Here is a 12262-nt window from a genome sequence, read left to right as displayed (position 1 = left end):
ATAACAGCGTCTTGTTCGATAGTTATTGATTAACTTTTTCACTATTGTCACAGAAAATTAACCTTGGTAAATAAAAGGTTATGAGCTTTGTCGTTTCGATCGTTTCTGTAATGTCATAAATATGCTTTGCTTCACCATTTAAACAGAAAATTGTCGGTAATTGTTATGATTATGTTATCTGAATTTTCATTGATAATATCAAGCTATTTGGTTTGGTTCTTACTATTGGGTATTGATATTTATGTAATTTTTGTGGGTTTTTTCTGATTATTCTCATGTCATTCATTTATCACGTGAATGGTTGTTGTTTTGTTTATTCTGTTTTCTTTGATTTTGTTCTTTATTTACAAATGGTTAGCTTATTTTGTTTTGTGATTTGACTTCCATTTTACATTAATGTTAGTCGTGTTTTTTTGTGCTTTCGACTACATTCCTTCACCCACGCAATAGGCTTGTTAATTTATATAACAAACACGAAGACGTTCTTTACTGTTCTTTTTAGGGCAGGTAGATATCGCTTTAGTTCGCTGTGAATACAAGTCAATTAGCGGTGTGATATGAACAATATAATTATAATATCAAGGAATAATAATGAACAAATGCTCAAGAAAAACGTTATTAGCATTATCGTTAATCGCTGTTAGCTCTGGTGTTTCTGCCCATGGTTATGTTTCTCAAACCAATGGCGGTATTGCTGGCTCTCGTGCTGCGCTATGTAAATTTCCAACGTCTGATACACAAGAAAAGAATACAAACTGTGGTTCAGTACAGTGGGAACCTCAAAGCGTTGAAGGCCCTGAAGGATTTCCTGAAAAAGGCCCCGCAGATGGTCAAATTGCAGGGGCAGGTTTAGTTCAATTTTCTGAGTTAAATGAACAAACAGCAGATCGTTGGGTTAAGCGTCCAATTGCAGCAGGGCAACAAACGTTTGAATGGACATTTACCGCTAACCACGTAACAAAAACGTGGAAGTACTACATGACAAAACAGAACTGGAATCAAAATTCAGTATTAACGCGTGACTCTTTTGATTTGACGCCGTTCTGTGAACTTGATTACAACATGGCAAAGCCGCCGCTATATCCACAAACATTTTCTCATGCGTGTGTCGTACCTGAGCGTGAAGGTTATCAAGTAATTCTTGCGGTTTGGGATGTGGGTGACACTGCGGCAGCATTCTACAACGTGATTGATGTTAAATTTAACGGTGATGGTGGAGTGGTTGACCCTACCTGGACTCAAGGGGGGCAAATTAACCCTACTCGTGATCTTAATGTGGGTGATAGCGTCTTTACTCGTGTATTTGATGCATCGGGTGAAAACAACCGTTTATCGACTAGCGTAACGATTGAAAATGCAACTCAAGGCCAAGCAAATAATTGGACGCATGCATTAGCAACTAAAATCAATCAAGAGCAATCAAATATTGGCGCTGGTAAATTGAATGATAAAGGCGACTTTGTCCCTGCATTTGGTTCAAATCCAGTGTATTTAAAAGCAGGCAGTGGCTTAAAGAGTGTTGAAATTGGTTACCAAATTGAAACGCCAGAACCAACGTATGAGCTAGATTTACAAGGCCTAGAACCTATGTATATGGTTGGTGAATCTGCAACTGAATTAGACCTTACGTTATATGCCGTAGGTAATATGAACGTTGAACTGACTGTCTACAACCATGCAAAAGAAGCACTATCTAATGCGGTTGTGGAATTAAACGATGGCGAAACTAAATCTGTATTAATGACATTGTCTAAATCAGAAGAAGGCCATCACATGCTTGTATCTCGTATCAAAAACACTGATGGTGAGTTAATTGAGCAAACAATGTCTGATTTCCATTTAATGGAAGATCAAACACCGCCACCCGCAGGTGATTATGATTTTGTATTTCCAGAAAATGTGAAAAATTATACGGCAGGTACTAAAGTGCTGGCTGAGGATGGGTCTGTTTACCAGTGTAAAGAATTTCCATATTCTGGTTACTGTGTTCAGTGGACAGAAACAGCAACTAACTTTGCACCAGGTGTTGGTTCTGATTGGTCAATGGCTTGGGATAAAGTGAAGTAATTATTTACCGTTAAAATAATGCTCAAGCCGACTTATTTAATGAGTCGGCTTGATTTTTAAGAATAATTAAATTTAAAGAATGTTATTTCTGAATGCATATATTCATTCTCCTTTTCTAATTCCTCAATAACGGCTCGTATGGAACGTTCTTACTGAAGAACGCGCTATGGAGCTTGCATCACTTTACTCTAATTAACCGATGTTCTACGTTATTAAGTATTAGCACTATGATTTGTGACCGTCTCATGGCGTCTACTTTTTCTATCATCTCTGTGCTGTATTGTCTTTTCACCATCCATTGCATTGGGGTTTGAAAATTATCTTCATTGATAACAAATGACTCGTCATTGAGCGTACCTTCGTGGATGTTTATAATCCAAATTCGAGATTGAAACTCAAGGACTTCGCTCATAGATGTTGTGATCTGACTAATAGTACGGGAGATAAAATGACGAAAACTCATGAGGTCTCTTTTAATTGGTTAAGGATAGAAAACGATAGGGGTAGGGTAGCGATAAAGAAAGTAGGGTACAATAGTACATTATTAGTAAAATGAGATCATGAGTATAAAGCATGACTAAATTGCGATATTTAAAAGGGTACCCTGAACATATTTTGGCTCAAGTTGAACCGATGATAGCCAATGGTAAGTTAGCTGAGTGGGTGAAAAATAAATACCCAACGATGCATGATATTACGTCAGAAAAGGCGTTGTTTGATTATACTCAAGCATTGAAGAATAAATACATTAAAAAGTCTTCGCCATTAAGTAAAGTGGTGTATGACCCTAAAATTCATATTGTGAATAACGCGTTAGGCTTGCACACATTTGTTTCTCGCATTCATGGCAATAAGCTAAAAGCAAAAAATGAAATACGTATTTCGAGTGTGTTTCGTAAAGCGCCAGAACCGTTATTAAAAATGTTAGTGGTTCATGAATTAGCGCACATCAAAGAGAAAGATCATAACAAGGCATTTTATGCGTTGTGTTGCCACATGGAACCTGATTACCATCAATTAGAATTTGATGCGCGTTTATATTTAACGTATTTAGAAACCGTGTAGATTTTTTACTTAAAGGTCGGGGTGTCTATTTATCGATGCCCTGTACTTTTCGTTCTTCTTCACATTCATAAGAAGCCATTTCAAATTCACGGCAGATCCATGGACGGTTTTCATAAATCGTACACATTAGAGTGTCGCGATCAACAGCAGCACACCAACCATCATCTAGACGTAACATAACCTCCCCTCCCCAATCATCATGATCAATATACTCTTCTGGTACCCCAGTGTCGGTAATTATCATCACTTCTAATTTACAGCAGCAAGCTTGGCAATTCTCGCAAGTAATGCCAGAAGCGGTATTGAGTGATGCCGTAGTGAGTAGCGATTCTGTTGAAGGTGACTCGGTAAGAACCGTAATGTCGATAGCGTTGATGGTCATAGTTATCATTATTTTTATCAATGTAGAAACTAGGGTAACTCACCTGAGTAAATATCACGAATAATAAAAAATAAATTTTAATGAAAAAGCAAAGTATAGAGAATGGGTGCGACTAAATAAGTGATATAGCGCAGATACTTTTCTTGCGGGTAGAACCTTAAATGTAGTCCAACTGATACTATTAAAGATAGTGTTTTTGGGAAAAATAATCACAAATATAGCTTCGATCACATTATGAAAGAAATAGATTTAACAAGTGCAATCGGCTTTGCTAAATATACATCTGAAGGGTATGGATTTAGGAGGTTATTATGTCTATAAATTCTATTGATCACGGTGAAATCACCGATATGAAAGGCAAGTATGAAATTGCTGATGAAATGGTAACAAATATTACAGAGTGTCAGAAAAAAGTAGCAGCACGTCGTCGTATTGAAGCAATGCGAGAAATTAGAGAAAGTGGTCTTACGCTAGAAGAAGCGAAAGACTTAGGCCTTATCCATTAATTTTTGAGTTCTACATTCATACCTTCAACGCTTTATTATCAATGCGCCTACTTCGGCGCATTTTTGTTGCTTTTAATTGTAAGTTTGGTTCTTAACATCCACTGTTTTCTATGACATAACTTGCTGTGAGTGTGGATTCATTGGCTTGAGTATAATGGAAGTAACATTTCGTATTTTTAAGTGTTTTCGGAGAGTCAGAAAAACCGATATAAACGCTATTGTTATCTACTGATGTTAGTAAGCTATCTTGTGGATTAACAAGTCTAATTACAGAGTCGGTATCAAAGTCTGAAGCGACTGATGAGGCATCATTAAGTGTTTGTGTGTGGGTAACAAAGGTTTCAATGCCTTCTAATACTCTCAATTTAGATTGATGCTCTATGTTTGATAAAAAAGGCTTTGCCGCGATACAAACTGGAATTAATACCGTGAAGACGATGATAAGGTTTTTAACCGTAGATTTTCTGTTACTTTTCATTTTAGTTACTTAAATTAGCAAGATTTTGATATTGAGTGACTCTCGTTATATTGAGATAGTCATTTAACACCAACGTATCTAGACGATGATAATGCTTTAGTTTAGCTATTATCGATAAATGAGAGAGAGATAGTACCTCATTAATTGATAGAACTAATGTTAACAGGTGCTTTATTGTTGAGAATTTTGGTTATGTTTTAAACCTGAACGTTATGCCGTTGGTATTTCTATTGATGAAGGAAAATTGTTTTTCTTTGTGAATACGTTTTTGACTAGAAAATTTAACGACGAAGCATTAAACTTTATTCGTGATTAATTAAATGAGCTTGCTATGAAAAACTTGTCCTTATTGCCTCCTAAAGAAAAAAATGAAATAGAGCTAGATAAACAAGCGGCGTTCTTTGTTTGGAAGGTTAAGAATGCAAAAGCAGGCCCAGACCTTTGGAAAACAGAGGAAAATAAGTTAGAAGATGAGGCTGAACGTTTCTTTTTTCAGCAATCAATTGAAAAATATAAGTCAAAAATGGGTGTAGCGTAAGGTTCCTTGATCTTTACTAGCGTATAACCACTGTAATTTGGTAGAATCTGCCGATAATTTTAAGTCCACAATCAAAAAAGAGAGAATTCCGATGGGAAGAAGTTTTGAAGTGCGCAAGTCTTCAATGGCTAAAACACAAGGCGCAAAAATCAAAGTTTATTCTAAATACGGTAAAGAAATTTACATGTGTGCTAAGAATGGCGGTCCTGATCCAGACATGAACTTGTCTCTAAAACATCTTATTTCGAAAGCGAAAAAAGATCAGGTACCGACACACATCATTGATAAAGCGATTGATAAAGCAAACGGCGGCGGTGGTGAAGATTACCAACACGCACGTTACGAAGGCTTTGCTCCAGGCGGCGCAAGCGTAATCGTTGACTGTTTAACAGATAATGGCAACCGTACTTTCCAAGACGTTCGTCAATGTTTCGTTAAAACAGGTGCTAAAATTGGTAGCCCTGGTACAAGTTCTCATATGTTTGATCACCAAGCTGTATTCCAGTTTAAAGGTGAAGATGAAGAAGCAGTACTTGAAGCGTTAATGATGCAAGACGTAGATGTCACAGACATTGAACTTGAAGATGGCGTGATCACAGTATTTGCACCAAACACCGAGTTCTTTAAAGTAAAAACAGCACTGGCTGCTGAATACCCTGATTTAGTGGTTGATGTTGAGGAAATTACATTTGTTCCTCAAAACCCAATGGAAATCACGGGTGAAGATGCTGAGAAGTTCCAAAAATTCTTAGATCTATTAGATGATTGTGATGATGTTCAGCAAGTGTATCACAACGCAGAATTAGAAGATTAATTGTAATTATTCAATTAAAACATCAAAAGCCGAGCTATATTGCTCGGCTTTTTTATAGCCGCAATGTATTAATTTCATTTTGCAGTATTGTTGTTTTTAAGTTGAATTAATTAGAGTTTTAGTGGTTGTGGTAATCAAAGATTGAGTAATCTCTCAGTTACTGTATCCTACAGCGCTCGCAGTTTTGCGCTTAATGAACATTGATAGAGTAAATTTTAGTATGGGTTTTACCTCTCTGGGCTTATCTGCCCCTATTTTAAAGGCTGTAGAAGCACAAGGTTACAGCACGCCTTCACCGATCCAATTACAAGCGATTCCAGCGGTAATTGAAGGGAAGGATGTTATGGCGGCAGCTCAAACGGGTACAGGTAAAACAGCAGGCTTTACACTACCTCTTCTTGAGCGTTTATCAAAAGGCCCGAAACTTAAGTTTAACCAAGTTCGTGCATTAGTATTAACACCAACTCGTGAGCTTGCGGCGCAAGTACATGAGAGTGTTGAAAAATACAGTATAAATCTTCCGCTAACGTCTGATGTCGTGTTTGGTGGTGTTAAAGCTAACCCACAAATGCAACGCCTTCGTAAAGGTGTGGATGTATTGGTTGCAACGCCAGGTCGTTTATTGGATCTTGCTAATCAAAATGCAATTAAATTTGACCAACTAGAAATCCTAGTATTGGATGAAGCTGACCGTATGTTAGATATGGGCTTTATTCACGACATCAAAAAAATCTTAGCTAAGTTACCTAAGAATCGTCAAAACTTACTGTTCTCAGCAACGTTTTCTGATGAGATCCGTCAGCTAGCAAAAGGGCTTGTAAATAACCCTGTAGAAATTTCAGTAGCAACGCGTAATACAACAGCAGAAACGGTTGAACAATCGGTGTACGTTGTTGATAAAACGAAAAAAGCACGCGTTCTTACTAAGCTAATTAAAGACCATGACTGGAAACAAGTATTGGTTTTCAGCAAAACTAAACATGGTGCAAACCGTTTAGCAAAAACACTTGAAGAAAAAGGCATTAGCTCTGCGGCTATCCACGGTAATAAGAGCCAAGGCGCACGTACTAAAGCATTAGCTAATTTCAAATCTGGTCAAGTGCGTGTTCTTGTTGCGACGGATATTGCGGCTCGTGGTTTAGATATCGAACAATTACCACAAGTTATCAACGTTGACTTACCAAAAGTACCTGAAGATTACGTTCACCGTATTGGCCGTACTGGCCGTGCTGGCGCAACAGGGAAAGCAATTTCTTTTGTGAGTGAAGATGAAGCGGGTGAACTATTTGCGATTGAGCGTTTAATTCAAAAAATCTTACCTCGTCATGTTCTTGAAGGTTTTGAGCCTGAAATGAAAGTGCCTGAGTCAAGATTAGATTCTCGCCCAATAAAAGCGAAAAAACCAAAGAAAACTCAGGCGCCAAGACAAGATCATAGAGATGGTCAGCGCTCTGGTGAAAACCGCAGTGGCCATAGACAAGGTGCTAAACCTGCACCAAGACGTAATACAGAGAACAAAGAAGGCGGCGCTGCTAAGAAAGAGGGCGGCAATGCGAAGAAACGTCCTACTGATGGTGGTAAACCTAGATCGAAAGGCAATGGTGAGAACCGTGGAAATGGCAGCAACTTCGGTGGTGGAAAACCAAACGGTGCAGCAAAGCCAAAGACAGACGGTACAAAACCACGTCGTCAAGGTCCACGCCCTGCACGTAAGCCTCAACCACAGCAATAATGGTTAGGTAGATAAACAGAAGCCAGCTCATGTAGCTGGCTTTTTTGTGTCTATAGTGTGTAGATTTTTAGATATTAGATTTATCAATTAAGAGACAGTGCCTCATTGGTAATACTGTTGCTAAAATTAACAATGATTTATTTTTATACAAAAAATATTCCTGTACCGTGTGAACATTGAACACGACTGTGAATGTTTTGGGGAAAAATGAGGGTAAAACGAATTATTTTGAGCGGGTCACTGCTGCTATTGGCTATTGCTTTAACTTGTTCTGCATTTTATATCGTGAAAAGTTATCAGAAACAGAGCCGCATTATTGAAAGTGAACTAAAGTTTAATGCGAATTTTGTGTCTATTTGGCTTCAAACTGCCTTTAATCACTCCAACTTTGTATTAACTCAATTATCTAGAGAGTTAACTCAAGACAGCTTTGCTCAATTAGCCCTTTCAGACGATCATTATCAAGAGCAAGCTAAGGTCTTCGAGTTGCACTATCAAACGTTAATGAATGCTATTCATGTGTTTGCTGTAGATAAAAATTGTGTGTTACTAAAAACGAAGACGGTGGGTGGCGTCGATCTTTCTTCTCGTGAGTACTGCCAAAAATTACGAAATAATCATGGTGAGATAGAATCCATTATTACCGCGCCTTTTAAAGATATCCTCAATCGCAATGTGGTGGTGCAAGGGGTGAGGATAACGGATAAAAAAGGAGAGTTCGCGGGTATTGTCGGTTTGCTAACGGATTTTACGTTTTTTACCAAAGCATTAAGAAGTGCCAATTTATCACAAGGTTCAACCATTACGATACTTAGTCGTGATTTTACGGTGCTTGCGACCAGTGTGCCTAAGTATTTACCTACTGGTGAGACGATTGACTTTGATTATGTCCCTTACGATAAAATCAATGGATTAAAATATAACCAAGAATTGATGTTTGATTCAAGTAAAAAGTATGACGGTGCTTATCAAGGTATTTTTGTGAAAAAAGCATCTGATTTACCCTTTCTCATTTTGGTAACGAAGGCGAAGGAGTATTGGTTTATTCCTCTGTATATTACGATGGCGACGGTTTGCTTTTTATTGTTGGCGCTAAGCTTATTTTTGATTAAAAATATTTATTACGTTTCTAAGTTAGACACTAAAGCTCAGCATTATTCTAAACTGGCGTTATATGATGATTTAACGGGATCATGCAATCGTCGCTGCTTTAAATTGAAAGCAAGTGAATTTATTGACAATTATCATGAAAATAAACAACCTTTTTCCGTCGCTCTTTTTGATATTGATTACTTCAAGCAAATTAACGATACCTACGGTCATGATATTGGTGATGAGGTATTACGCCAATTTAGTCTAATTTGCGAAGAGAGGGTGGCCAAGGGGGACTTGTTTGCGCGTTTAGGAGGGGACGAATTTGTCATGATTTTAGTTAACACGACAGTATTACAAGCACAAACCCTACTTAACGAGTTACTTCGTTCTATTTGCAAGATAGAAATAACCACAAGTATTGAGATCGTTCAATTCACGAGCAGTATTGGTGTGGCTGAAGTCAATAAAGAAACGCTAGATTGTACTCGATTATTAAATAAGGCAGATGAAGCACTTTATCAAGCCAAAAAACAAGGTCGTAATCAAGTTGTTGCTTATTTTGATTAAAATAATGCTGATTAAAAAAGAGGAATGCATTGTTTCCTTATTTGAATTTAACATTAGTAAAACTAATCCAAATAATATAAAAAATCTCTCCTGAAATAAGACTGAATTAGATTGCCAGTTTTATCTAATCCCCTTATTATCCGCATAAATAAAGAGAGCAGCGTTGCTCTCTTTTCTTGTTTTAAATTTGTTATCTATTGTCTTAATTTAACTTATCTTATTAATATTTTGCTGTTTTTCGGAGAGCAGTCATGCAAAAGTCTTATTCACTTGCGACGTTCAGTTTCCTGATCGTTATTTTAGTTGCTGTTGGTCAAATGAGCCAAACTATGTATGTACCCTCTATTGGTTACATGGCAAGTGAATTCAAAGTAAGCCCTTCATCATTACAAGCGGTTATGGCTGTTTACTTAATTCCTTATGGATTATCACAGTTTTTTTATGGCCCAATCTCTGATCGCATAGGTCGCCGTGTTGTAATCTTATCAGGCCTTACTCTATATATTGCAGGTACGTTACTTGCCTTGTTTGCTCACGACTACATGCTATTTTTAGCCGGTTGTTTTGTTCAAGGTTTAGGTATCGGTGCTGCAGGCGTTATGTGTAGAACGATCCCTAGAGATTGCTTCTCAGGTGATGAATTGCATAGAACAAACAGCATTATCAGTATGTGTATGATGTTTTCTCCATTATTGGCACCTGTGCTTGGTGGCTACTTAACCGAAGCTTTTGGCTGGCGTTCAAGCTACTTGTTTTTGGCTTTGTTTAGTATTGCGGTGTTGATCATAATGACCACCTCGATGAAAGAAACATTGCCATTAGAAGTTCGTCGTAAAGAACCTGTTTGGAAGAGTTACCGTCACGTATTATCAGAGCACCGCTTTCAAGGGTATTTGATTTGTTTAGTTGCCACGTTCGCTGGTGTTGCCGTATTTGAAGCGGCTGCTGGTGTATTATTAGGTGGTAAATTGAAACTGCCAGCAACAACGGTAAGTATTTTATTTATCTTACCAATTCCTGGTTATTTGGCTGGAGCTGGTTTATCAAGTGTACTTGCTAAGCATTGGTCTGAGAAAAAATCGCTAGATGTAGGTTTAGTGTCGATTGTGCTTGGTGCGACAATTGTACTTGTTCCTGGCATCATGGGGCTAACAACGGCACCTACGTTAATTGGCGGCGCGGTATTGTATTTCTTAGGCGCAGGTATCTTATTCCCTGCGGCAACAACTGGCGCATTATCTCCTTTCCCACAACATGCGGGAACCGCGGGTGCTTTACTGGGGGGAATGCAAAATTTAGGTGCGGGTTTGGCAACAATGGTTGCAGCTATGATCCCAGCTAACAGCCAGATGCCTGTTGGATTGATTATGTTCTTAATGTCATTACTTGCTGTATATGGCTTACGTAAAGTGCATTCAATTCCACCATCAAGCGAGATGCCATTAGCGGTGTAAATGAAGTTATTGCAATTAAAAAAGGCCGAGTAGACATTATCTACTCGGCCTTTTTTGTATGTGACGCCAACTAAGCGGTGTGCCGCATTCGTTGACGTTACTTATTTTTTATTCGGTATTAGCCGCGCATACGGCTTACACGGAACGTACGACCTTTCATTTTACCAGTTGCGATTTTATCTAATGCTGCTTTAGCAATTGAGTTATGAACAGCAACATAAGCGTGGAAATCAAATACGTTGATTTTACCTACTTTCTTGCCATCAACGCCGTCTTTACCCGTTAAAGCACCAAGAATATCGCCAGGGCGAAGTTTGTTTTTCTTACCGCCATCAAGCCAAAGCGTAACCATTTCTGGGTAATGTGGTTGTTCGCTTAGGTAATCTTCACTTGGTAGTGGTTCGTCATTAATAGTAATGCTCATGTAATCTTCGATTTGAGCAAAACTGTTTGTTTCTTTATTATTGAACAAACTTAATGCGATGCCTTTTTTACCAGCACGACCAGTTCGGCCAATGCGGTGAACGTGAACTTCAGGATCACGAGATAGCTCAAAGTTGATTACTGCATCTAGAGAGTCAATATCAAGACCACGAGCAGCAACATCGGTTGCAACTAGGATAGAGGTACTCTTGTTAGCAAAACGAACTAATGCTTTATCACGGTCACGTTGTTCTAAATCACCATGAAGTGCGGTTACGCTGAACTCAAAATGACGTAATTCATCAGCAACTTCTTGAGTAACACGTTTTGTATTACAGAAGATAACCGTAGATTCTGGACGGTGCTTAAGCAGTAGAATTTGAAGTGCTTTTAAACGGTTTTCAAAATCATCTACTTTATAGAAATGTTGTTCGATAGATGTATTTTCTACTTTATCTTCCGCTTTTGTCATGATTGGATCATTCATGATGCGATCAGCAATCGATTTGATTTGTGGTGGGAACGTAGCACTGAACAGTAAGTTTTGACGCTTAGCCGGTGCGTGATCCAATACCATATCAATAGCGTCTTGGAAGCCCATTTCTAGCATACGGTCAGCTTCATCAAGAACGAATGTATTTAGGTTGTCTAGGTTTAAGTAACCTTTACGTAAATGCTCTTCAACACGGCCAGGAGTACCAACAATGATGTGTGCGCCGTGTTCAAGTGAACCAATTTGTGGACCAAATGGAACACCACCGCATAAAGTCAGCACTTTAATGTTGTGAATAGAGCGAGCAAGCTTACGGATTTCTACCGCAACTTGATCAGCAAGTTCACGTGTTGGGCATAATACTAACGATTGAACGCGAAAACGTTTTACATCTAAGTTAGCTAATAAGCCTAAACCAAACGCTGCTGTTTTACCTGAACCCGTTTTCCCTTGGGCAATAACATCTTTCCCTTTCAGCATGAATGGTAAGCTTTGAGCTTGAATTGGAGTCATCTCTGTGTAGCCTAAAGTATCTAGGTTTTGAAGAAGAGATGGATGTAGATCTAATGATGAGAAAGAGGTCTGGCTCAAGGTGATTTCCTATAAACAAGTTGCAACAAGGTAAGAATTACCTAATGGATGGAGAGT

At 38.3% G+C, this 12262-nt stretch carries 11 protein-coding genes; 8 read left to right on the top strand and 3 right to left on the bottom strand.

The genetic code is table 11. The annotated features are described in order from the left end of the window. The first annotated feature begins 591 nt into the window (after window positions 1-591). On the top strand, window positions 592-2067 hold the full coding sequence (gene gbpA / locus A6E06_RS09840; protein ID WP_065592412.1) for an N-acetylglucosamine-binding protein GbpA: 1476 nt from the start codon (window positions 592-594) through the stop codon (window positions 2065-2067). A 573-nt stretch (window positions 2068-2640) separates the two neighbouring features. Next, on the top strand, window positions 2641-3132 hold the full coding sequence (locus A6E06_RS09830; protein ID WP_065592414.1) for a M48 family metallopeptidase: 492 nt from the start codon (window positions 2641-2643) through the stop codon (window positions 3130-3132). A gap of 25 nt (window positions 3133-3157) precedes the next feature. Here A6E06_RS09830 and A6E06_RS09825 read toward each other — a convergent pair whose 3' ends face one another. Then, a complete protein-coding gene (locus A6E06_RS09825; protein ID WP_255310625.1) occupies window positions 3158-3514 on the bottom strand; it encodes a YkgJ family cysteine cluster protein in 357 nt (118 codons plus the stop codon). A gap of 311 nt (window positions 3515-3825) precedes the next feature. Between A6E06_RS09825 and A6E06_RS09820 the strand changes: the two genes are divergently transcribed. Then, window positions 3826-4020: a hypothetical protein gene (locus tag A6E06_RS09820; RefSeq protein WP_065592415.1), complete on the top strand. Its 195-nt coding sequence runs from the start codon at window positions 3826-3828 to the stop codon at window positions 4018-4020. Between the two features lie 91 nt (window positions 4021-4111). On the opposite strand, the gene A6E06_RS09815 is transcribed toward A6E06_RS09820, so the two are convergent. Continuing rightward, on the bottom strand, window positions 4112-4498 hold the full coding sequence (locus A6E06_RS09815) for a hypothetical protein (protein WP_065592416.1): 387 nt from the start codon (window positions 4496-4498) through the stop codon (window positions 4112-4114). A gap of 331 nt (window positions 4499-4829) precedes the next feature. Between A6E06_RS09815 and A6E06_RS09810 the strand changes: the two genes are divergently transcribed. From A6E06_RS09810 to emrD, 5 genes are all read left to right on the top strand, one after another. Then, on the top strand, window positions 4830-5036 hold the full coding sequence (locus A6E06_RS09810; protein WP_065592417.1) for a DUF3283 family protein: 207 nt from the start codon (window positions 4830-4832) through the stop codon (window positions 5034-5036). 91 nt (window positions 5037-5127) lie between these two features. Further along, complete coding sequence (locus A6E06_RS09805; RefSeq protein WP_012551547.1) at window positions 5128-5850, top strand: YebC/PmpR family DNA-binding transcriptional regulator; 723 nt, start codon at window positions 5128-5130, stop codon at window positions 5848-5850. A gap of 220 nt (window positions 5851-6070) precedes the next feature. Next, complete coding sequence (locus A6E06_RS09800) at window positions 6071-7582, top strand: DEAD/DEAH box helicase (RefSeq protein WP_065592418.1); 1512 nt, start codon at window positions 6071-6073, stop codon at window positions 7580-7582. 348 nt (window positions 7583-7930) lie between these two features. Further along, window positions 7931-9244, top strand: a complete 1314-nt coding sequence (locus A6E06_RS09795; protein ID WP_255312071.1) for a diguanylate cyclase — start codon at window positions 7931-7933, stop codon at window positions 9242-9244. 251 nt (window positions 9245-9495) lie between these two features. Then, window positions 9496-10698, top strand: a complete 1203-nt coding sequence (emrD, locus tag A6E06_RS09790) for a multidrug efflux MFS transporter EmrD (RefSeq protein WP_065592420.1) — start codon at window positions 9496-9498, stop codon at window positions 10696-10698. Window positions 10699-10816: 118 nt separating this feature from the next. On the opposite strand, the gene dbpA is transcribed toward emrD, so the two are convergent. Next, window positions 10817-12205: an ATP-dependent RNA helicase DbpA gene (gene dbpA / locus A6E06_RS09785; protein ID WP_065592421.1), complete on the bottom strand. Its 1389-nt coding sequence runs from the start codon at window positions 12203-12205 to the stop codon at window positions 10817-10819. Window positions 12206-12262 lie beyond the last annotated feature (57 nt).

Origin of the sequence: Aliivibrio sp. 1S175, assembly GCF_001690985.1 — a bacterium.
In the GTDB taxonomy this organism is placed as follows: domain Bacteria; phylum Pseudomonadota; class Gammaproteobacteria; order Enterobacterales; family Vibrionaceae; genus Aliivibrio.
The sequence above is the reverse complement of the archived record's forward strand: the minus strand, read 5'-3'. Positions and strand labels throughout refer to the sequence as shown.

Coding starts and splice junctions, on each gene's coding strand:
- gbpA (WP_065592412.1), top strand. CDS start 592: ATGAACAAATGCTCAAGAAAAACGTTATTAGCATTATCGTTAATCGCT.
- A6E06_RS09830 (WP_065592414.1), top strand. CDS start 2,641: ATGACTAAATTGCGATATTTAAAAGGGTACCCTGAACATATTTTGGCT.
- A6E06_RS09825 (WP_255310625.1), bottom strand. CDS start 3,514: ATGACCATCAACGCTATCGACATTACGGTTCTTACCGAGTCACCTTCA.
- A6E06_RS09820 (WP_065592415.1), top strand. CDS start 3,826: ATGTCTATAAATTCTATTGATCACGGTGAAATCACCGATATGAAAGGC.
- A6E06_RS09815 (WP_065592416.1), bottom strand. CDS start 4,498: ATGAAAAGTAACAGAAAATCTACGGTTAAAAACCTTATCATCGTCTTC.
- A6E06_RS09810 (WP_065592417.1), top strand. CDS start 4,830: ATGAAAAACTTGTCCTTATTGCCTCCTAAAGAAAAAAATGAAATAGAG.
- A6E06_RS09805 (WP_012551547.1), top strand. CDS start 5,128: ATGGGAAGAAGTTTTGAAGTGCGCAAGTCTTCAATGGCTAAAACACAA.
- A6E06_RS09800 (WP_065592418.1), top strand. CDS start 6,071: ATGGGTTTTACCTCTCTGGGCTTATCTGCCCCTATTTTAAAGGCTGTA.
- emrD (WP_065592420.1), top strand. CDS start 9,496: ATGCAAAAGTCTTATTCACTTGCGACGTTCAGTTTCCTGATCGTTATT.